This window comes from Amycolatopsis pittospori, from assembly GCF_013870525.1.
Taxonomy (GTDB): Bacteria; Actinomycetota; Actinomycetes; order Mycobacteriales; family Pseudonocardiaceae; genus Amycolatopsis; species Amycolatopsis pittospori.
The window spans coordinates 1-18,549 of sequence record NZ_JACBXD010000122.1 but is presented as its reverse complement, the minus strand read 5'-3'; the positions used below and the strand labels follow the sequence as shown (position 1 = coordinate 18,549).

Below are 18,549 nucleotides of genomic sequence, written 5' to 3'. Positions count from 1 at the left end.
TGCCGCGCCGGGTTTCCCGCAGTATCAGGACTTTGCCCGACGAACCGGCCCCGCCGACGACGCCCTCCGCCGACGCGGCGGACGGGCACGAGGCGCTGCTGGCCGACCTCGATGCCTTCAGCGACGGCGAGCGCGCCGCTCTCGACGACCGGCACGAGCGCGAGACCGGAGGAAACACCCAGTGACCGCCCAGGACGCGACCACGGATTTCACGTGGCTGCTCGACGATTTCGTGCGCAAGGTGCACGGCGCCAGTCACGCGCTGATCATGTCCGTCGACGGGTTTCCTCTGACCGCGTCGGAATCGGTCTCCAGTGACGACGCCGAGCAGCTCGCCGCGATCGCGAGTGGCCTGCTCAGCCTCGCGGGCAACAGCGCCGCGCTGTTCGGCAAGGGCAACTGCGAGCAGATCATCATCCGGCTCACCCGCGGGTACTTCCTCTTCATGGGGATCGGCTCCGAGGCCGGGCTCGCCGTACTCACCGAACCCGACTGCGACATGAAGGTCGTCGCCTACGAGATGACCCAGTTCATCACCAACGCCGGTCACGCCCTCACCCCCGAGGTGCGAGCGGGACTCCGGCAGGTCCTGACCGCCCGCCGGCCGCAGGCCTGAGAATCCGGAGAAGGAAGGGATGACCGTGTCCAGCGACCAATCTCCGGACCGGCCCGGCAAGATGCGCAGCCGCAGAATCCGGCCGTACGCGCTCACCGGCGGCCGGACCAAGAGCAGCCACCTGCTGCTGGTGGAGACCCTGATCTCGGTCCCGCGCTACGACCCGTCTCTCGCCGAGGCACTGATGCCCGAATCGCGTTCGCTGTACGAGCGCGCCCGCGAACGCTCGTCGATCGCCGAGCTTTCGGTGGGACTCGACCTGCCGCTCGGCGTGGTGCGGGTCCTCATCGGCGACCTCGCCACCCAGGGCGCCGTCTTCGTGCACCCGACGGCCCACGCCTACAACCACGATACGAACGTGCTCGAGAGGATCCTCGATGGACTCAAGCGCCTCCCGGTCTGACGCGGATCTGCTGGCGATTTCCGCCAAGATCGTGGTCGCCGGTGGATTCGGCGTGGGCAAGACGACGTTCGTCGGCTCGGTCTCCGAGGTCCCGCCACTGAGCAACGAGGCTTGGATGACGGAGGCGGGTGCCGGCGTCGACGAGCTGGTGCCCCCGGGAACCAAGTCCACCACCACGGTCGCGATGGACTTCGGCCGGATCACCCTGCGTGAAGACCTGCTCCTGTACCTGTTCGGCACGCCCGGTCAGGCCCGGTTCTGGTTCCTCTGGGACGACCTTTCGCGCGGCGCGCTCGGCGCCGTCGTCCTGGTCGACACCAGCAGGATCGACCAGTCGTTCGCCGCGATCAACTACTTCGAGAACGACTCGGACCTGCCGTTCATCGTCGCGGTCAACCAGTTCGAGGGGATGCCGGTGCACGACCTCGACGAGGTCCGCGACGCGCTCGCGCTGTCCCCGGACATCCCACTGGTCACCTGCGACGCCCGTGACCCGAAGTCGGCGGTCGCCACGATGCAGGAACTGGTGACGCACACGCTGTCCCTCGCCGTGGTCTCCGGGCCTGGTCGCGAGTTCGTCGGTTCGGTGGGCTGATTCTCTTTCTGGAGGAATGTCGAGGATGCGCAAGGTTCTGATCGTCGGTGCGGGGCAGTCGGGATTGCAGCTGGCACTGAGCCTGCTGAGCCACGACTACGACGTCACGGTGATGTCGGCGCGGACGCCGGACGAGATCCGGTCCGGCAAGGTGATGTCGACCCAGTGCATGTTCCACTCCGCCCTGCAGCACGAGCGGGACCACAAGCTGAACCTGTGGGAGGAGGAGACGGTCCGGGTCGAGGGACTCGGTGTGTCGATCGCGGGGCCGGACTCGAGCCGGGTGCTCGACTGGTTCGCGCCGCTGGAGCAGTACGCGCAGTCCGTGGACCAGCGGGTGAAGATGGCCGGCTGGCTCGAACTGGTGGAGGAGCGCGGCGGCAAGGTCGTCATCCACGGGGTGACCACTTCGGACCTCGCGCCGCTGGCGAAGCTCTACGACCTCGTCGTCGTCGCGGCGGGCAAGGGCGAACTGGTGCAGTTGTTCGACCGCATCCCCGAGCGCTCGCCCTACACCGAGCCGCAGCGGGCGTTGTCGCTGGCGTACGTGCACGGCCTGGAGCCCCGGCCGGAGCATCCGGACAAGGCCGCCGTGCGGTTCAACATCATCCCCGGTGTCGGTGAACTGTTCATGATCCCCGCGTACACACTGAGCGGGAACTGCGACATCCTCTTCTTCGAGGGCGTCCCCGGCGGGCCGCTGGACTGCTGGAACGACCGGCCGTCGCCGCAGGCGCATCTCGACCGGATCCTTTCGCTGATGAAGCAGTTCCTCCCGTGGGAGTACGAGCGTTCGCGCAACGCCGTGCTGACCGACGAGAAGGCGACGCTCGCGGGCGGCTACACGCCGGTGGTGCGGAACGCGGTCGGCAAGCTGCCCTCGGGCACCGTGGTGCTGGGCATGGCCGACGTCGTGGTCGCCAACGATCCGATCACCGGGCAGGGCTCCAACAACGCGAGCCACTGCGCGGCGTCCTATCTGGACTCGATCCTCGACCGGGGGGACAAGCCGTTCGACGAGGCTTGGATGACCTCGGCGTTCGAGAAGTACTGGAAGTACGCCCAGCACGTCACGACCTGGACCAACGCGATGCTGCAGCCGCCGCCCCCGCACGTGCTCCAGATCATCGGCGCGGCGGGGGAGAAGCCCGCCGTGGCGAAGCGGTTCGCGAACGGATTCTCCGATCCGACCGATTTCCAGCACTGGTTCTTCGACCCCGCCAAAGCGGAGAAGTTCCTGGCCGAAGCGTGATTCCCGGACCGTGACGGTCCCGCGATCGGGTTCGCGGGGCTGTCGCGGTGCGCCGTTTCGGGCTACCGTTGTTACCGAGCGTGAGTACGGTCGGTGACGGCGGTGGAGGTGCGGCGCGATGCGTTCGATGTGGAAGGGCTCGGTGTCGTTCGGGCTGGTGAGCATCCCGATCCAGCTCTACGCGGCCACCGAGAACAAGAACGTCTCGCTGCGCCAGGTGCACGAGTCCGACGGCGGCCGGATCCAGTACAAGCGGTTCTGCACGATCGACGGCGAGGAAGTGCCCTACGCCGAGATCGCCAAGGGCTACGAACTGCCCGACGGTGAGATGGTCGTACTCACCGACGAGGACATGTCGGAACTGCCGCTGGCGTCGTCCCGGGCGATCGACGTCCTCGAATTCGTACCGCTGGAGTCGATCGACCCGATCAACTTCGACAAGACGTACTACCTCGAACCGCAGAAGAACGCCGTCAAGCCGTACGTCGTCCTGCGTGACGCGCTGCAGAAGGCGAGCCACGTGGCGATCGCGAAGGTCGCCATCCGCCAGCGGGAGGCCCTGGCGGTCCTGCGGGTGCACAACGACGTCCTGATGATGACGACGATGCTGTGGCCCGACGAGGTGCGCGTCCCGGACTTCGGGTTCCTGCACGAGGATCCCCCGCAGGTGCGGCCGCAGGAACTGACGATGGCGGGCTCGCTGATCGACTCGCTCTCGGAACCGGTGTTCGAGCCGGAGAAGTACACCGACTCCTACCGCGAGGCGCTGGAGGCCATGATCGAGGCCAAGGCTGCGGGCAGCGACACGACGAAGCCCAAGGCCGTGGGCGCGAAGGCGGACGTCGTCGACCTCATGGAGGCCTTGCAAGCCAGCGTGAGCGAGGCGAAGAAGAGCCGGAAGCCGGCCGTCAAGAAGGCCACCGCGGCGAAGAAACCCGCTACGGGTAAGCGAACCCCGAAGAGCGCCTGACCCTCCTTTGTGGACCATTGTGCCCGGCCTCACCCGGCCGGGTACCGCGACACGCCGTCCGTATCCCCGGTTCTGTCGGCCCTCGGTGGTAGTAAGGGCAGTCGAGGAGAACCCGATCGCGGAAGGCGGCGTGACCATGGAGTGCGTGCTCTGCTCCGGCGGACTCGACCACTGCCACGGAACTCTGATCGTCCACCTCGAAGGTGGTTTCACGGAATGCGGTGAGCCCGGCTGCGTCGATCTCGACTTCGTCCGGCACTCGCTGACGATCGACTGCCTCGACGTCGACGGCGGCTGTTCGTGCGCGGAGGCACCGGCCGAGCTGTTGCTCCAGGCTTCTTGACCGCCGGTCAATACACCAGTTCGACCGGATTGGCGAGAGCGAGACCGATTGCCACCCGAAGGTGTATGCATTCGTGTACATCGTGGCCGGGAATGTGCTAACTATGACGGGGTCCTCCGGCTCTCCCTCCCCCTCGGAGCCGGGGGACCCCTTCATGTCATGGGCCGGTAGGGCGCCGAGGGGCCCGGGGACGTCGTCGCCCGCTCCGGCTGCCGCTGCGGCTCTCAACGGCTCGTCGCGTCCTCAGGAGTAGGTGGCTTCCGTCAGGCACGGACGAGGGTCCGTTCCGCGCATCGGCCGCCCTCCTTCCCCTCGTCCGGCTCGGATACCCGGCGGGCGAGGGACGGGAACAGAACGGGCACCCGACGTGAGGGGAACGCCGGGTGCCCGATCTCATTCAGCTGGTACCGGGGGCTCAGTACCAGTGGGCGCGACCGCCGATGGCCTTCCCGGTGTTGCCGAGGACGGCCAGGATGATGCCGATGACCGCGAGCGCGATCCCGATCGAGTACAGAACGGGGATGCTGGCGATGACACCGATGACAATCAGGATGACGCCGAGAATGATCACGGGGGCACCTTCTCCTTCGTAGTCACCCGGCGAATGGAGCCGCCGGGATGGGGCTACTTAAGAAGTTCCCGGTTCACTCGAAAGAAAACACGGCATCCGGCTCTACTTTTTCACGCATTCGGCCCAGCGCCGGGAGGGGGCGGCAGGCCTCGCGCGGAGTGGAGCGGCGAATCGTGGCACGGTCTGCCGGGGAGACGACGTTGCGAAAGCCACTTTCGCAACGTTGAAGGTTGCGAAAGTGGCTTTCGCAACCCCTTCGGTGCCCCCTTCCTTGCGTTAGGCGCAAGGAAGGGGGCCTTCATGTACTGAAGGGCTGTCAGTACCGGTAGTGGTCCAGCTTGTACGGGCCCTCGACGTCCACGCCGATGTACTCGGCCTGGCGCTTGGTGAGCTTCGTGAGCCGGACGCCCAGCGCGTCCAGGTGCAGGCGCGCCACCTTCTCGTCGAGGTGCTTCGGCAGCACGTGGACGTCGGTGGCGTACTCGCCCTGCTTCGTGAACAGCTCGATCTGCGCGATCGTCTGGTTGGTGAAGGAGTTCGACATCACGAAGCTCGGGTGGCCGGTGGCGTTCCCGAGGTTCATCAGCCTGCCTTCGGACAGCACGATGATCGAGTGCTTCTCGCGGTCGGCCGTCGCGGGGAAGACCCACTCGTGCACCTGCGGCTTGATCTCGATCTTCTCGATGCCCGGGATCTTCGCGAGGCCGGCCATGTCGATCTCGTTGTCGAAGTGCCCGACGTTCGCGACGATCGCGTTGTGCTTCATCTTGGCCATCTGGTCGGCCATGATGATGTCGAAGTTGCCGGTGGTGGTGATGAAGATGTCGCCGCGCTCGACGACGTCGTCGAGTTCCACGACGTCGAGGCCCTCCATCGCCGCCTGCAGCGCGCAGATCGGGTCGATCTCGGTGACGACCACGCGGGCGCCCTGGCCGCGCAGCGATTCCACCGCGCCCTTGCCGACGTCGCCGTAGCCGCAGATGACGGCGACCTTGCCCGCGATCATCACGTCGGTGCCGCGGTTGAGACCGTCGATGAGCGAGTGACGGATGCCGTACTTGTTGTCGAACTTCGACTTCGTGACCGAGTCGTTCACGTTCATCGCTGGGAACAGCAGCTCGCCGTCCTTGGCGAGCTTGTAGAGCCGCTTGACGCCGTTGGTGGTCTCCTCGGTGACCCCGCGGACCTCCTTGGCGATCCGGGTGAACCGGCCGGCGTCGCGCGCGATGCTGTCGGTCAGCGTGCGGAGCACGAGGGTGTACTCCTCGGGGTCCTCTTCGGTCGCCTGCGGGACGGCACCGGCGGCCTCGAACTCGACACCCTTGTGGATCAGCAGGGTCGCGTCGCCACCGTCGTCGAGGATCATGTTCGGGAGGCGGCCGTCACCGAAGTCGAAGAGCTGGTCGGTGCACCACCAGTACTCGGCGAGCGTCTCGCCCTTCCACGCGAACACCGCGGAGCCCGAGGGCGCGTCGACGGTGCCGTTCGGGCCGACGACGACGGCCGCGGCCGCCTCGTCCTGCGTGGAGAAGATGTTGCAGGACACCCAGCGCACCTCGGCGCCGAGCGCGACGAGCGTCTCGATCAGCACGGCGGTCTGGACGGTCATGTGCAGCGACCCCGCGACCCGCGCGCCCTTCAGTGGCTGCGAATCGGCGTACTCGCGGCGCAGCGCCATCAGACCCGGCATCTCGACCTCGGCGAGGCGCAGCTGCTTGCGGCCGGCTTCGGCGAGGGAGAGGTCGGCGACGGCGAATTCGATCCCGTTGACCTTGGACAGGGTGGGGCTCACAGGTTCTCCAATCGAAAGGAAGGCAAGGTGAAGCGGTCCTTCTCGCCGGTGGCGGGAAGAACGGGGTCAGTGCGGGGGTTCAGCGTTCGACCTCGGCGGCCGGAAAAGGGTTGTGACGCAAAAAAGGCACCTCCGCAGTGGGAGGCGCCCTTACGTCTGTCACCGCGGGCCGAGCGTGGCGGAAGAATTCCGTCGCAGCGCCTCTCGGCCCGGAAACCAGGATGGCAAAGCGCCGCGAGCGCTGTCAAGGCGACGCCGGACGCTCCGCCGTGGAAGAGAATTCCGCGCGGACACCGAGCAGGCGGACGGGTCTGCCGAGGTCGAACATGTCCAGCACGGCCAGCGCCGCCTTCTCGATCTCGGCCGGATCCGAGGTCGGAGCGGGCAAAGTCACGCTGTGGGTGTGCGTCAGGAACGGCGCGAAGCGCACCTTGACCGCGACCCGCGCGGCGGGCCTGCCTTCCTCGGCGACGTCCTGCGAAACGCGTTTCGCCAATGCGACGACTTCTGCGGCCATGGCTTCGGGATCCGTCAGGTTCTGCTGGAACGTCGTCTCGCGGCTGCGGGAGCGCGCCACATACGGGGTCGCGGTGACCTCGGCGTCGCCGATTCCGCCGGCGAGGATCCGATACCACGGGCCGAGCTTCGGACCGAACCGCGCGGCGAGGTCGGCGGGGTCGGCGCCCGCCAGGTCCAGCACGGTGGGATAGCCGGCCTCGGCGAGCTTCTTGGTGGTCTTGGCGCCGATGCCCCAGAGCGCGTCCGTCGGCTTCTCCGCCATGACGTCCCACCAGTTCTCCTTCACGAGCCGGAAGATCCCGGCCGGTTTGGCGAATCCGGTGGCGAGTTTGGCGCGCAGCTTGTTGTCCCCGACGCCGACCGAGCAGGAAAGCCCGGTCTCGTCCTCCACGACCCGCCGGATGTCGGCGGCGAGCGCCTCGGGGTCGTCCGTGGTGGCGCCGAGGAACGCTTCGTCCCAGCCGAGTACCTCGACGATCACCGGGAACTCCCGCAGCGTCGCCATCACCCGATCGGAGACCTCTTGGTACGCGGGCGCGTCCGTGGCCAGGAAGATCGCGTCGGGACACCGTTTCGCGGCGGTTCGCAGCGGCATCCCGGACCGGATGCCGAGCTCCCTCGCCTCGTACGACGCCGTCGCCACGACGGCCCGTTCCGCCGGATCGCCGGTCCCGCCGACGATCACGGGTTTGCCGCGCAGCTCAGGCCGCCGGGCGACCTCGACCGCCGCGATGAACTGGTCGAGGTCGACGTGGAGTACCCACTCCCGGACGGCCATGAAGCGAAGCTTAAGACCGCTCGGCGATCTCGTCGCGCATCCGCTGCTCGTTCTCCTGGAGTTCCGGCGTGAAGTTCTCGCCGAAGTCCTCGGCTTCGAGGATCTTGCGGACCTCCAGCACGGTGTCGCCGTGCGGGGGAGTGGGACAGCGCTTCGCCCACTCGATCGCCTCGGCGCGCGAAGGGACGTCGACGATCCAGAAGCCGCCGACGAGTTCCTTCGCTTCGGTGAACGGGCCGTCGGTGACCGTGGCGCCGGCGGCGCTCAGCGTGACGCGTGCGCCCTTCGCGCTTTCCTGCAGACCTTCGCCGCCCACCAGCACTCCGGCGTCGAGCATGTCCTGGTTGAACTTCGCCATGGCGGTCAAGGCCTCCATCGGGGGCATCTTCCCGGCCTCGGAATCCTCGTCCGCCTTGATGATGATCATGAACCGCATGGTGTTCCTCCCCGTGATCCGGACCTTTCGCCCGGACTCTACTGGCGCGAGGGGAGGCGGTCGGTCAGTGGCGCCCGAACCGGGAGAGGTGCACGATCACGGCCGTGGTCACGGTGATCATCCCGACCAGTAACAGGGCCGGGCTGTTCGTCACCATGCCGAGCAACATCAACAGGCCGGCGGTGAGGTCGAGGCTGAGCACGACGGCCAGCCTGAGGAGAGGTGGTCGCGCGGGCCTTCCGGAGCGGAGCCGGGCGGCGAGCGCCGGCTCGGTGAGCTCGAACCAGCGCTCGATCTTCTCCAGCTCTTGCCGATCGTGATGGCTCAGCATCGGTTTCTCCTTCGGCGTGCTCCGCCCGTCGACATCGGGGTAATACCCAGGCGAGGGGCCGGGTAAGCATCGAATTTCGCCCAATTGCGTATAACGGCCTATACGTCTGGCCGGGCGAAGCGTCCGTAACGGAGCGGACATTGCGCCATTAGTGCATTCGGCACGCAGAAAGATCGTCAAACGGGGGAACGATCAGTAGTTTTCGTGATCACGGCCGTGGTGGCCACAAGTTGCTCCACCTGGGAGGACGCGCGCGATGACGATACCCACCGAACCGATCGGCAGCATTCCCCGTCCGGCTTACCTCATCGAGGGGCTGGGCGAGCACGCGGCCGGGCGGCTCGACGCCGACGGGCTCGGCGAGCTTCAGGAGAAAGCCCTTGTAGATACCATCAAACGCCTGGAGGAGACCGGATCGCCGGTCATCACCGACGGCGAACAGGGCAAGCCCAGCTTCGCCACCTACCCCTTGGCGGGACTCACCTCGCTGGCCCCGGACGGGGTCGTCATCCCGTTCGCCGACGGGCACACCCGGCAGCTTCCCAGGCTGACCGCGGGGCCCTTCAAGTATCAGACCTACGCCGACTCCTATCTTCGCGAGGCCAAGAAACACGCGACCAAACCGGTGAAGCAGGCGGTGATCGCGGCGTCGGCGATCGGACTCGTTTACCCCGGTGAAGAATTGTCGGGATATTCGAAAGAACAGTTCATCGCCGACTTGGTGAACGAAGCCGAGGCCGATATCCGGCGGAGCCTCGACGCCGGCGCGGACAGTGTTCAGATCGACTTCACCGAAGGCCGGTTGTCGCTGAAGCTCGACCCGTCGGGCGGCCTTCTGCAGTCCTTTGTGGACCTCAACAACGCCGTGCTGGACCGGTTCTCGGAGGAGGAGCGGAAGAAGATCGGCGTGCACACCTGCCCCGGCGGCGACCAGGACTCGGTGCACAGCCTCGACGTCGACTACGCCGGGCTGCTGCCGGCGTTGTTCCAGCTGAAGGCGGGCAACTTCTACGTCCAGCTGGCCAGCGAGGCCGATCCCGCCCACGCGCTGAAGACGATCGCCGCCCACTCCCGGCCGGACCAGCGGATCTTCGTCGGCGTGACCGACCCGATCGACCCGCGCGTCGAGACCGCGGAGCAGGTCCGAGACCGCGTGCTCCAGGCGGCCGAGTACATCCCGGCCGAGCGGCTGGGCACCTGCGACGACTGCGGGTTCTCACCGTTCGCGGACGACACCTCGACGTCGCGGGACATCGCGTTCGCCAAGATCGCCGCCCGCGTCGAGGGTACCCACCTCGCCGCCGAATCCCTTTAGAAGGAGTTCGAAGGAGCCCTTCACCGCGGACTACGCGGTGAAGGGCTCCTTCAGCTCTGTACGGCTACCCGGATACCGAGGCCGACCAGCAGGGTGCCCATCGCCGCGTCCATCACGCGCCGCACCCGGCCGGAGCTGAAGAACCGTCGCAACGAACCGACCAGTGTCGCGAGGACGAAGAACCACACGACGGAAACCGCGGTGGCGAGCACCGCCAGCTGCAGCGTCTGCGTCGTCGACGCCGAGTGCGGGAGGAATTGCGGTAGCAGCGCGAGGAAGAACACCGCGACCTTCGGGTTCAGCAGGTTGGTGAGCAGCCCGTGCCGGAACGCCGCCCAAGGGGCGACCTCCGGCGCCACCTTGTCCTTGAGTTCGCTGTAGTCGCCGCGGCGCACGGCGAGCCAGGCCTTGACGCCGAGGAAGATCAGGTACGCGGCACCGATCAGCTTCACCACGGTGAAGGCGATCGCCGACGCGGTGAGGATCGCCGCGACGCCGAGCGCGATCGCGACCACCCAGACGAAGACACCGAGCGCGATGCCCACCCCGGCGGCGATCCCGGCCTTGCGCCCGCCGAGCATCGCGCTGCGGGTCACCACCAGGAAATCCGGACCGGGCGAGATCGCGCCGAGCAGGCAGACCAGGACGAACGAAAGTGCGGTAGCCCCAGAAATCATCTTCCGATGCTAACCGGCTAGTCGACGCCGCGGGCCATGACCGCGCCCGGGATGCCGACGCCGTCGGGTGTCGTCACGGTGACCTGCTCGGTTTCGGTGAACCCGAAGGCGCGGTACAACTGGACGCCGGGCAGGGTCGCGGTCAACGTCAGCGACGTGAAGCCTTCGGCCTTCGCCGCGAGACGGCACGATTCGAGGATCGCGCGCCCCAGCCCGCGGCGGGTCCAGTCGCCGCGCACGAACATGGCGCGGACCCGGGCGGCCTCGGTGGCCGGGTCGAGCGGACGGTCGTCGTCCGACGCGTCGCCGGAGCCGGCGTGCATCTTGTTACGCCTGCTCCAGCCCCCGCAGGCGACGATCTCGCCGTCGGCCTCGTGTACGAAGTACGTGCCGTCCTCGATCAATCGCAGGTCGAGGTGCGCGATGTGCACCGCCGCGCTCGCGGTCTGCCGTTCGTCGTAGAAGCGCGGGAACAACTCCAGCACCGAAGCCCGCATCAGCTCCGCGATGGCGGGCGCGTCGGCGAGTGTGGCCGTCCGCTGCGGCGGCGTGTACGTCGTCATCCCGCGGAAGATAGTCAACGAAGGCGGTGGGGGATACCGGATAATCGTGCGGGTGCTCACCGACGACGGCTGCGAGTTGTGGACCTCCGATACCGGACGGGGCGAACCGATCCTGTGCTGCCACGGCGGTCCCGGCCTGTGGGACATGTTCAGCGCGCTCGATCCCGGCTCGCGTTTCCGGCTGATCCGCTGGGATCAGCGCGGGGGCGGGAGGTCGGCGCCGCGCGGCCCGTACACCCTGGCGCGGATGGTGGCCGACGTCGACGCCGTCCGCGCGCGCCACGGGCTCGACCGCGTCATCGTGCTCGGGCATTCGTGGGGTGCCCACCTCGGTCTCCTGTACGCCCTCGCGCATCCGGAGCGGGTGAGCTCGCTCGTCTACGTTTCGGGCGTCGGGCTCGGCCGAGAATGGCACGCGGAGTTCGAACGGAACTTCGAAGCGGCGCTGGGGGATCGGTACGCCAGGTGGGCCGCACTGCGGGCGATGGACCGCGATGAGGCCGGGGAGCGCGAACTCGCGGTGCTGCAATGGACCGCGGATTTCGTGGCTCACGGAGAGCGGTATGCCGAAGAGATGGCGATTCCGTGGTTCCCCGTCAACTACGAGGCGAACGCCGCGCTGGGTGAGGAAATGCGGGCGGTGCGGGAAGAAGACCTGATCGAGGCCTGCCAGGCGCTCGCGGTTCCGACGCTGATCGTCGACGGGATGGCGGACACCCGGCCCCGGTGGGCGGTCGACTCCCTGGCCGAGGCCCTGCCTGTGGTGACCCGGGTGCGGCTCTCCGGCGTCGGCCATGTTCCCTGGCTGGAGGCGCCGGACGAGTTCCGCGCCGCTCTGCTCGACTTCCTGGGGGTCGTGAGTGACAAGGAGGGTTAGAACGACACTTACCACTCACGACCCCGGCACGCCACGTTTGCCTTGCCCCCTCAGGAAGCCTTGCTGATGGGCTGCTGAAGTTCGGTGACCCACTTGTCGCCGTCCGCCGGGCACTCGAGGTAGTACTCGCGCGCCGGGCCGCTCGCGCGGTAGCCGTGCGCGTCGACCCATTTCGCCAGCGCCTGGTAGCTGGAGAGCACGTTCTCCATCGGGCCTCGGTGCAGGATCGTCGCCGCGGCGGGTACTTCGGCGAGGCCGACCGTGGAGAACCCTTCGCTGCCGTTCGTCTCGGCGGCGATCGGGACGGCGGCGTGGATCAGCACCCGCTCCCCGGCGGGATCCGCGGGATCGTTCTCGTAGTAGGCGATCATCGGGCCCGACGGCGTGATCCCGCCGAGCGCCGGGAACAGCTCTTGGTACAGCTGCTGCACCACCGGACCGATCTCCTCGTTGACGTATCCGCTCGCCGTCCCGGTCAGTTCGGCGACGCGCACCGCGGGCAGGCTTTTGACGACGACGTCCTCGGAAGGCATGCTTCCCTCGCTTTCGATGGACCGGAGCCTCGCCTCGACGGCCTTGAGTCGCGCCTCGTCGGCCGCGATGGCCGCTTCGAGCTCGGCCCGCCGCAGCCGCAGCATCCCGCGCAGCTCGTCCACGCCGATCTCCGCGTCCAGGATCTCCTGCACCTTGGTGAGCGTGAAGCCGAGATCCTTGAGCGCGATCACCCGGTTGAGCCGGGCCAGCTGATCGCCGGTGTAGGACCGGTAACCGCTGAACCGGTCGACGTGCGCGGGCCGCAGCAGCCCGATGGCGTCGTAGTGACGCAGCATCCGGACCGACACCCGGCCGTGTTTGGCGAAGTCTCCGATACTGAACATGACGCCTCCCACCAGACAACCTGACACGGTGTCACAGTCAACCGGTCACCGCACGAGCCGGAAGAACGACCGCACCTCGTCCACGAAAACGGCGGGCTGCTCGAAGGCCGCGAAGTGCCCGCCCCGGCCCAGCTCGTTCCAGTGCCGGATGTCGGTGAACCGGCGCTCGGCCCAGCGGCGGGACGGGCGCGGCGTCTCGCGCGGGAAGATCGAACAACCCGTCGGCACGGCGATGGTGTCCACAGTGGATTCAGCGAACCAGCTCGACACCTCCGCGAAGCTCTCCCAGTACATCCGGGCGGAAGACGCGCCGGTGCCGGTGAGCCAGTAAAGCGTGATGTCGTCGAGCATCGCGTCGCGGCTCAGCGCGTTCTCGGGATGGCCGTCGCAATCGGTCCACGCCTGGAATTTCTCGACGATCCACGCGCAGAGCGCCACCGGCGAGTCCGTCAGCGCGTAGCCGATCGTCTGCGGCCTGGTCGCCTGCTGGTTCGCGTAGCCGGAACCGTCCACTTTGGCCCGTTCGAGGTCGGCGAGGGCCTTCCGTTCGGGCTCGGTCAGGTCGTCGAACGTCGCTGGATCCGGTGCCGCCAGCGGCGGGTTGAGATGGATCCCGGCGAGGCGCTCGGGAGCGGTCCGTCCCATGAGCGTGGTGATGCTCGTGCCCCAGTCGCCGCCTTGCGCGCCGTAGCGTTCGTAGCCGAGATCGGCCATGAGGCGGATCCAAGCCTCGGCGGTGCGCTGGATCGACCAGCCGGTCCTCGCCGGTTTGTCGCTGAACCCGTAGCCGGGCAGGGACGGGACGACGACATGGAAGGCGTCGGCCGCGTCGCCGCCGTATGCGACGGGGTCGGTGAGCGGGCCGAGCACGTCGAGGAATTCGAAGACCGAACCCGGCCAGCCGTGCGTGAGGATCAGCGGCAGCGCGCCGGGATGCGGGGAGCGGGCGTGCAGGTAGTGGATGCCGAGGCCGTCGATCCCGGTCCGGAACTGGGGGATCTCGTTGAGCCGGGCCTCGGCCGCGCGCCAGTCGTAGGCCGAGGCCCAATAGGCGCACAGTTCGCGCAGGTAGGCGGCGGGAACACCTTGCGACCAGTCGTCGACGGTCTCGTCTTCGGGCCAGCGGGTGCGGCGGAGCCGGGTGCGGAGGTCTTCGAGGTCGGCCTCCGGGACGTGAGCTCGGAAGGGCGTCGTGTTCATGGCCGCCGACGCTAACGAGGACCTCCGACAATTCGTGGATCTCCCACCGGTATACCGCCCGTTGACCGAAGGCAGGTCAGCGGGCTATTCTCGATATGCGAAAGAAAGTTTCCGCTATACGAAATACGACGAGGTTTCCGATGGCTGATCTTGCCGGTACGCGTCATGCGCTGCCGTACGTGCTGAACCTGTCGCTGGTCTTCACCGAGTTGCCGTTGCTCGAGCGTGCGGAGGCGGCGCGGGCGGCGGGCTTCACCGCGGTCGAGTACTGGTGGCCGTTCGAGACGGCGGTACCGGAGGCCGCCGAGGTCGACGCCTTCGTGGCATCGGTCGAGAGGGCGGGCGTCGCGGTGACCGGGCTGAACTTCTTCCCGGGCGACATGGCGGGCGGCGATCGGGGACTGGTCACCTGGACCGGGCGCGAGGACGAGTTCGCCGCCGGTGTCGCCTCCGGGATCGAGCTCGGCGAACGGCTCGGCTGCCGCCGGTTCAACGCGCTCTACGGCAACCGGATCGACGGTGCCGACCCGGACGGGCAGGACAAGCTCGGCCGGGAGAACCTGGCGCTCGCCTCGGACGCGGCCGCCCGGATCGGCGCGGAGATCGTCCTGGAGCCGCTGTCCGGGGCGGAGAAGTACCCGCTCAAGACCGCGGACGACGTGCTGAAGGTGCTCGACGAACTCGGGCGGGACAACGTGAAGCTGCTGGCCGACCTGTACCACCTGGCGGTCAACGGTGACGACCTCGACACGGTCACGACCGTCCACACCGGACGGATCGGCCATGTGCAGATCGCCGATGCCCCAGGGCGCCACCAGCCGGGGACCGGAACGCTGGACATCGAGGGATATCTGGAGAAGCTGCAGACGGCGGGTTACCGCGGGCAGGTCGGCGTGGAGTACAAACCCGACGGGCCGAGCGCGGATTCGCTGTCGTGGCTGCCTTTCGAACGAAGGGGACTGGCATGACCAAGCTGGGATTCATCGGGCTGGGGATCATGGGCGGGCCGATGGCGGGACATCTCGTCGCCGCCGGGCACGAGGTGAGCGGATTCGACACGAACGCGGACGCGCTCGCGAGGCTGGAAGCGGCGGGTGGCCGGGCGGCGAACGGGGTGACGGACGCCGTCGCCGACGCGGAGGTCGTCATCACCATGCTGCCGAACCATCCGCAGGTCGAGGCCGTCGTGCTGGCGGCGGGCGGGGTGCTGGAATCGGCGAAGCCCGGAACCCTGCTGATCGACATGAGCACGATCCGGCCGGAGACGTCCATCGAGGTGGCGGAACGGGCCGGTGAACGGGAGATCCGGGTGCTGGACGCGCCGGTCTCCGGCGGGCAGGCGGGCGCCGAGCAGGCCTCACTGTCCATCATGGTCGGTGGAGAGGAGGCCGATTTCGCCGCCGGGCTCCCGGTGCTGGAGGCGGTCGGCAAGACGATCGTCCACGTGGGACCGCACGGTGCCGGCCAAGTCGTCAAGGCCGCGAACCAGCTGGTGGTCGGCGGGACCTACGGACTGATCGCCGAGGCCATCGTGCTGCTGGAAGCGTCCGGAGTGGACGCACGAGTCGGACTGGACGTGCTCGCGGGCGGGCTCGCCGGCAGCCGGATCCTCGAACTCAAGCGGAAGTCCATGGTGGCAAGGGAGTTCGCGCCGGGTTTCCGGATCGATCTGCACCACAAGGACATGGGTATCGCGCTCGCCGCCGCCAGGCAGGCCGACGTCGCGCTGCCGATCACCGGGCTGGTCGCCCAGCTCGTCGCCGCCGGACGGGCGATGGGTCACGGCTCGCTCGATCACTCCGCCCTGCTGAAGGTCGTCGAAGCGCTGTCCGGCGCGGAAAGCAAGGAGTGAGGAATGCCCAGAATCCCCGCCATGCAGGCCGTCGTCGACGTCCTGGTCAGTGAGGGCGTCGACACCGCGTTCGGCTGTCCCGGCGCCGCGATCCTCCCGCTGTACCACGCGATGCAGGACAGCGGAATCGAGCATCTGATCGTGCGCCACGAAGAGGGCGCGACCCATATGGCCGACGGCTGGGCCCGGACCACCGGCAACGTCGGCGTCGCGATCGGTACTTCGGGGCCGGCCGGGACGAACATGATCACCGGCCTCTACACCGCGCAGGCCGACTCGATCCCGATCATCTGCATCACCGGGCAGGCCGACTCGCGGAAGCTGCACACCGAGGCCTTCCAGGCCGTCGACATCGTCGAGATCGCCAAGCCGGTGACGAAATGGGCGGTGCAGGTCAAGGAGGCCGCGCAGCTGCCGTGGGTCTTCCGGGAGGCGTTCCGCATCGCGCGGTCCGGCCGTCCCGGCCCGGTGCTGATCGATCTGCCGATCGACGTCCAGCGGCAGGACATCGAATGGGACTCCAGTATCGACTCGCCGCTGCCGGTCACCAAGGCGACGCCGTCGCCGGCCCGGGTCGAGCGGGCACTCGATCTGCTGCTGGCAGCCGAACGCCCGCTCATCCTCGCGGGCGGCGGCGTGGTGCTCGGCGGCGCGAGCGACCGCCTGCGGACCGCGGCCGAACTGCTCGGCGTCCCGGTCGGCGTGACGTTGATGGGCAAGGGGACCTTCCCCGAAGACCACGAGCTGTTCGCCGGGATGGCGGGTATCCAGACCTCGCAGCGGTGGGCGAACGCGGCCTTCCTCGAAGCGGATCTGGTGCTGGCGCTCGGCGCGCGGTTCGGCGACCGGCACACGGGTGACCTGGACGTCTACCGTGGCAGCCGGAAGTTCATCCACGTCGACATCGAGCCGACGCAGCTGGGCAAGGTGTTCGGCCCGGATCTCGGGATCGTGTCCGACACGGGCGCGTTCCTGGACGCGCTGATCGAGGCGGCGTCACGGCGTTCGGTGAAGCCGGATCTCTCGTGGCCGCGCCGGATCGGAGAACTGAAGGAGAGCCTGCCGCGGCGGGAGGACTTCGAGGACACCCCGATCAAGGCGCCGCGGGTGTTCAAGGAGATCAACGACTTCTACGGCGAGGACGCGTACTTCGTCACCGCTATCGGGCTGTACCAGATCTGGTCCGGGCAGTTCCAGCGCGCGCACAAGCCGCGTCACTACCAGGTGTGCGGTCAGGCCGGTCCGCTCGGCTGGGAGATCCCGGCGGCCATCGGCGTCAAGAAGGCGAAGCCGGAGGCCGAAGTCGTCGGCGTCGTCGGGGACTACTCGTTCCAGTTCCTGGTCGAGGAGCTGGCGGTGGCCGCGCAGTACGACGTCGGATTCGTGCTCATCATGCTCAACAACGAGTACCTCGGGCTCATCCGCCAGGCCGAAACCGGCTACGAGATGAACTTCGAGGTCGACATCCACTACGACAAGAACGGCACGGACAACGTCAAGGTCATGGAGGCCTACGGCTGCGCCGGGACCCGGGTGACCGAGCCGGGCGAGATCCGGGCGTCGCTGGAGTGGGCGCGCAAGGAGGCCGAGCGGACGTCACGGCCGGTGCTCGTGGAGATCATGATCGAACGGGAAGGGAACGCCGCGATGGGCAAGGCACTCGACAGCGTCGTCGAGTTCGAACCGATCGCGGGCTGAACGACGGTGTCCCGGCACGCGGTGAGGCTGCCGGGACACCGTCTCGCGATCAGCCCTTGGACTGGTCGTTGCTCAGCCACTTCTCCGGCCGAACCCGCACCAGCACTGAGTTTTCGCTGAGTGAGCCGTCGACGTACTTCGTGCCCTCTTCCTCAGGCAGGTAGCGGTGCGCGATCTTCAGCGCCTGCTCACGCGTCGGCGGCGCGTCGTTGGCGACGACCGGACCCTCGGCCGTGACGTACTTGTACGGGAAGGTCTCCGTCTGCGCGACCAGGCTGAGCCTGCCCGCCTTCTTGATCGCCTTGTCCTTGACCGAACCGCCGTCCATCCAGATCAGGAGTTCCCCACCGGGCTCGTAGTCGTACCAGACCGGTACGGCCAGCGGGGCCCGTCCTTCCCGTTCCACGGCCAGGACCCCGATGTGGACCTCGCTCAGGAAGGCTTCCCGTTCCTCGGCGGTCATGACGAAAGACGACATCCGTTGTCTCGCTTCTCTTGGCTGAATGACCTACGAGAGGCGGTAACGCGAGCCGGGTTCAGGACATTCCGGGCATGCGCCTGTACGCATTTAGTCCTCTACTTGCGCGGGTAAACCGCAAGTAGAGGACTAAATGCGTCGGTTACGGGGTCGCGGAGGCGGAGCTGGTCGGCGTCGCCTCACCGGTGTCGCCCGCCGGAGTGGACGAGGGCGGCGGGGTGGTGGTGCTCGAAGGCGGAGGCGTCGACGACGGCGGGGTCGAAGAGGGCGGCGTGGACGACGGAGGTGTCGACGAAGGCGGCGTGCTGGTCGGCTTCGAGGACGAACTGCTCGGCGGGACGCTGCTGCTGGGCGGGAACGAGGTACCGGGCAGCGGGTTCGGCGGCGGGGTGGTCGTTCCCGGCG

Annotated in this window: 22 protein-coding genes and 1 pseudogene; 13 read left to right on the top strand and 10 right to left on the bottom strand. The window is 67.9% G+C overall.

Annotated elements, in window-relative coordinates:
* The 7 genes and pseudogenes from H5J31_RS36760 to H5J31_RS36730 all read left to right on the top strand — a co-directional run.
* Positions 1–185, top strand: a pseudogene (locus H5J31_RS36760) (ATP-binding protein); the annotation flags it as partial.
* Positions 182–616 (top strand): roadblock/LC7 domain-containing protein, encoded by a 435-nt coding sequence (locus H5J31_RS36755; protein WP_181777271.1) that lies wholly within the window; start codon positions 182–184, stop codon positions 614–616. The pseudogene H5J31_RS36760 and the gene H5J31_RS36755, both read left to right, overlap by 4 nt.
* A gap of 19 nt (positions 617–635) precedes the next feature.
* Positions 636–1,019 carry a DUF742 domain-containing protein gene (locus H5J31_RS36750; RefSeq protein ID WP_181777270.1) on the top strand — a complete coding sequence of 128 codons (384 nt, stop codon included), beginning with the start codon at positions 636–638 and terminating at the stop codon, positions 1,017–1,019.
* Positions 994–1,614: a GTP-binding protein gene (locus H5J31_RS36745; protein ID WP_181777269.1), complete on the top strand. Its 621-nt coding sequence runs from the start codon at positions 994–996 to the stop codon at positions 1,612–1,614. Before H5J31_RS36750 ends, H5J31_RS36745 begins: the two co-directional genes overlap by 26 nt.
* A gap of 25 nt (positions 1,615–1,639) precedes the next feature.
* Positions 1,640–2,866, top strand: a complete 1,227-nt coding sequence (locus H5J31_RS36740) for a styrene monooxygenase/indole monooxygenase family protein (RefSeq protein WP_181777268.1) — start codon at positions 1,640–1,642, stop codon at positions 2,864–2,866.
* A 118-nt stretch (positions 2,867–2,984) separates the two neighbouring features.
* Entirely contained in the window at positions 2,985–3,836 is an 852-nt protein-coding gene (gene ku, locus H5J31_RS36735; protein WP_181777267.1) for a non-homologous end joining protein Ku, read from the top strand.
* 136 nt (positions 3,837–3,972) lie between these two features.
* A complete protein-coding gene (locus tag H5J31_RS36730; protein WP_181777272.1) occupies positions 3,973–4,179 on the top strand; it encodes a hypothetical protein in 207 nt (68 codons plus the stop codon).
* A gap of 415 nt (positions 4,180–4,594) precedes the next feature.
* On the opposite strand, the gene H5J31_RS36725 is transcribed toward H5J31_RS36730, so the two are convergent.
* The 5 genes from H5J31_RS36725 to H5J31_RS36705 all read right to left on the bottom strand — a co-directional run bounded on the left by H5J31_RS36725 (position 4,595) and on the right by H5J31_RS36705 (position 8,606).
* Positions 4,595–4,750, bottom strand: coding sequence for a DUF6131 family protein (locus H5J31_RS36725; RefSeq protein ID WP_005159014.1), 156 nt, complete (start codon positions 4,748–4,750; stop codon positions 4,595–4,597).
* 316 nt (positions 4,751–5,066) lie between these two features.
* Positions 5,067–6,542 (bottom strand): adenosylhomocysteinase, encoded by a 1,476-nt coding sequence (ahcY, locus tag H5J31_RS36720; protein WP_181777266.1) that lies wholly within the window; start codon positions 6,540–6,542, stop codon positions 5,067–5,069.
* A gap of 244 nt (positions 6,543–6,786) precedes the next feature.
* On the bottom strand, positions 6,787–7,839 hold the full coding sequence (locus tag H5J31_RS36715) for a DNA polymerase IV (RefSeq protein WP_181777265.1): 1,053 nt from the start codon (positions 7,837–7,839) through the stop codon (positions 6,787–6,789).
* A 10-nt stretch (positions 7,840–7,849) separates the two neighbouring features.
* Positions 7,850–8,275, bottom strand: a complete 426-nt coding sequence (locus H5J31_RS36710; RefSeq protein WP_181777264.1) for a YciI family protein — start codon at positions 8,273–8,275, stop codon at positions 7,850–7,852.
* Positions 8,276–8,339: 64 nt separating this feature from the next.
* Complete coding sequence (locus tag H5J31_RS36705) at positions 8,340–8,606, bottom strand: DUF3040 domain-containing protein (protein ID WP_181777263.1); 267 nt, start codon at positions 8,604–8,606, stop codon at positions 8,340–8,342.
* 256 nt (positions 8,607–8,862) lie between these two features.
* Between H5J31_RS36705 and H5J31_RS36700 the strand changes: the two genes are divergently transcribed.
* Positions 8,863–9,921: a cobalamin-independent methionine synthase II family protein gene (locus tag H5J31_RS36700; RefSeq protein WP_181777262.1), complete on the top strand. Its 1,059-nt coding sequence runs from the start codon at positions 8,863–8,865 to the stop codon at positions 9,919–9,921.
* A gap of 50 nt (positions 9,922–9,971) precedes the next feature.
* Here H5J31_RS36700 and H5J31_RS36695 read toward each other — a convergent pair whose 3' ends face one another.
* On the bottom strand, positions 9,972–10,598 hold the full coding sequence (locus tag H5J31_RS36695) for a LysE family translocator (RefSeq protein WP_181777261.1): 627 nt from the start codon (positions 10,596–10,598) through the stop codon (positions 9,972–9,974).
* A gap of 17 nt (positions 10,599–10,615) precedes the next feature.
* A complete protein-coding gene (locus H5J31_RS36690; RefSeq protein ID WP_181777260.1) occupies positions 10,616–11,161 on the bottom strand; it encodes a GNAT family N-acetyltransferase in 546 nt (181 codons plus the stop codon).
* 46 nt (positions 11,162–11,207) lie between these two features.
* Between H5J31_RS36690 and H5J31_RS36685 the strand changes: the two genes are divergently transcribed.
* Complete coding sequence (locus H5J31_RS36685) at positions 11,208–12,038, top strand: alpha/beta fold hydrolase (RefSeq protein WP_328701705.1); 831 nt, start codon at positions 11,208–11,210, stop codon at positions 12,036–12,038.
* 50 nt (positions 12,039–12,088) lie between these two features.
* Here H5J31_RS36685 and H5J31_RS36680 read toward each other — a convergent pair whose 3' ends face one another.
* Together H5J31_RS36680 and H5J31_RS36675 are read right to left on the bottom strand one after the other, a co-directional pair.
* On the bottom strand, positions 12,089–12,916 hold the full coding sequence (locus tag H5J31_RS36680; protein ID WP_181777258.1) for a MerR family transcriptional regulator: 828 nt from the start codon (positions 12,914–12,916) through the stop codon (positions 12,089–12,091).
* Positions 12,917–12,961: 45 nt separating this feature from the next.
* Positions 12,962–14,116 carry an epoxide hydrolase family protein gene (locus H5J31_RS36675; RefSeq protein WP_181777257.1) on the bottom strand — a complete coding sequence of 385 codons (1,155 nt, stop codon included), beginning with the start codon at positions 14,114–14,116 and terminating at the stop codon, positions 12,962–12,964.
* A gap of 140 nt (positions 14,117–14,256) precedes the next feature.
* Here H5J31_RS36675 and H5J31_RS36670 point away from each other — a divergent pair, with 140 nt between their 5' ends.
* From H5J31_RS36670 to gcl, 3 genes are read left to right on the top strand one after another with little or no spacing between them, the layout of a single operon-like run.
* A complete protein-coding gene (locus H5J31_RS36670) occupies positions 14,257–15,084 on the top strand; it encodes a hydroxypyruvate isomerase family protein (RefSeq protein WP_181777256.1) in 828 nt (275 codons plus the stop codon).
* The gene (locus tag H5J31_RS36665) at positions 15,081–15,968 is read left to right on the top strand and encodes a 2-hydroxy-3-oxopropionate reductase (protein WP_181777255.1); all 888 of its coding nucleotides are present in this window, start codon (positions 15,081–15,083) and stop codon (positions 15,966–15,968) included. The genes H5J31_RS36670 and H5J31_RS36665 overlap by 4 nt, the downstream gene beginning before the upstream one ends.
* Before the next feature lie 3 nt (positions 15,969–15,971).
* Entirely contained in the window at positions 15,972–17,666 is a 1,695-nt protein-coding gene (gene gcl / locus H5J31_RS36660; RefSeq protein ID WP_181777254.1) for a glyoxylate carboligase, read from the top strand.
* A gap of 49 nt (positions 17,667–17,715) precedes the next feature.
* Here gcl and H5J31_RS36655 read toward each other — a convergent pair whose 3' ends face one another.
* Positions 17,716–18,144 (bottom strand): pyridoxamine 5'-phosphate oxidase family protein, encoded by a 429-nt coding sequence (locus H5J31_RS36655; RefSeq protein ID WP_181777253.1) that lies wholly within the window; start codon positions 18,142–18,144, stop codon positions 17,716–17,718.
* A gap of 185 nt (positions 18,145–18,329) precedes the next feature.
* Between H5J31_RS36655 and H5J31_RS36650 the strand changes: the two genes are divergently transcribed.
* A partial coding sequence (locus H5J31_RS36650) for a hypothetical protein (RefSeq protein WP_407925087.1) occupies positions 18,330–18,549 on the top strand: 220 nt, incomplete at its 3' end.